This is a genomic window from Methylorubrum podarium (assembly GCF_022179745.1).
GTDB lineage: Bacteria > Pseudomonadota > Alphaproteobacteria > Rhizobiales > Beijerinckiaceae > Methylobacterium > Methylobacterium podarium.
In genome coordinates, this window is sequence record NZ_BPRD01000627.1 from 1 (window position 1) to 1550 (window position 1550).

The 1550-nt window shown below is 70.4% G+C and carries 1 protein-coding gene; it reads left to right on the forward strand.

What is annotated here, in order from left to right:
• Window positions 1–1318, forward strand: a 1318-nt coding sequence (locus tag MFF42_RS24915) for an AMP-binding protein (protein WP_238258631.1), incomplete at its 5' end; no start/stop codon positions are given.
• Window positions 1319–1550 lie beyond the last annotated feature (232 nt).

Genomic DNA, 1550 nt, shown 5'->3' on the forward strand with positions numbered 1-1550 from the left:
CGACGCGGCGGCGCTCGCCTTCTGCCTCGACCACGGCGAGGCCAAGGTCTTCATCGTCGATCGCGAATTCGCGCGGATCGGCCGCGAGGCGCTCGACCGGGCCGGCGTCTCGCCCCTCGTCATCGACTACGACGATCCGGAATTCGCCGGGGACGGCGCCTCCATCGGCGAGACCGACTACGAAGCGTTCCTGGCCGCGGGCGATCCCGATTACGCCTGGGCGATGCCGGCGGACGAGTGGGACGCGATCTCGCTGAACTACACGTCGGGCACCACCGGCGACCCGAAGGGCGTGGTCTACCACCACCGCGGCGCGGCGCTGCTCTCCCTCGGCAACGTCATCACCGCCGGGCTGCCGCAGCACGCGGTCTATCTCTGGACCCTGCCGATGTTCCACTGCAACGGCTGGTGCTTCCCCTGGACGCTCTCGATCGTGGCCGGCACCCATGTCTGCCTGCGGCAGGTGCGGGCGCCCGCGATGTACGCGGCGCTCGCCGAGCACGGCGTCACCCACCTGTCGGGCGCGCCGATCGTGATGTCGACGCTCCTGAACGCTCCGGAGGACCAGAAGCGTCCCCTCCCCCGCCGGGTCCACTTCCTCACGGCGGCCGCGCCGCCGCCCGAGGCGGTGCTCGCCGCCATGGGCGAGGCCGGCTTCGACGTCACCCATCTCTACGGCCTGACCGAGACCTACGGCCCGGCGGTGGTGAATGCGTGGCACGAGGAATGGGACGCGCTCGCCCCCGACGAGCGCGCCCGGAAGAAGGCCCGCCAGGGCGTGCGCTACCCCGTCCTGGAAGGGCTCGACGTGCGCGATCCCGAGACGATGGAATCGCTGCCCGCCGACGGGACGAGCCTCGGTGAGGTGATGTTCCGCGGCAACGTGGTGATGCGCGGCTACCTGAAGAACCCGGCCTCGACGCAGGCCGCCTTCAAGGGCGGCTGGTTCCGCTCCGGCGATCTCGGGGTGAAGCACCCCGACGGCTACATCCAGCTGAAGGACCGCTCGAAGGACATCATCATCTCGGGCGGCGAGAACATCTCCTCGATCGAGGTGGAGGACGCCCTGTTCAAGCACCCCTCGGTCGCCGCCGCCGCCGTGGTGGCCAAGCCCGACGCGAAATGGGGCGAGACGCCCTGCGCCTTCGTCGAGCTGAAGGAGGGGCGGGAGGCTACGGCCGAGGAGCTGGTGGCGTGGTGCCGCGAGCGGCTCGCCCCCTACAAGCTGCCGCGCCACGTGGTGTTCGGCGAGCTGCCCAAGACCTCGACGGGCAAGGTGCAGAAGTTTCTGCTGCGGGAGAAGGCGCGGGAGGAGTGATGCCGTTTCCGGTTGATCGCTTCGGCTACCGCCCCTCTCCTCCCCCTTGTGGGGAGGAGGCGGGAGGTGGGGGTGGTTCAGGATGAGGCGGTGCGGTGCCTTCTGCACTACCCCCACCCCGAACCCCTCCCGCACGGCGGGGCGAGGGGAGCCTTGCGACATCGCTCGGGCGGAACGATCACCGCGGCGAGACCGCCGCGGCTCGGCATGGCATCGAAACAGAATCAGCCGC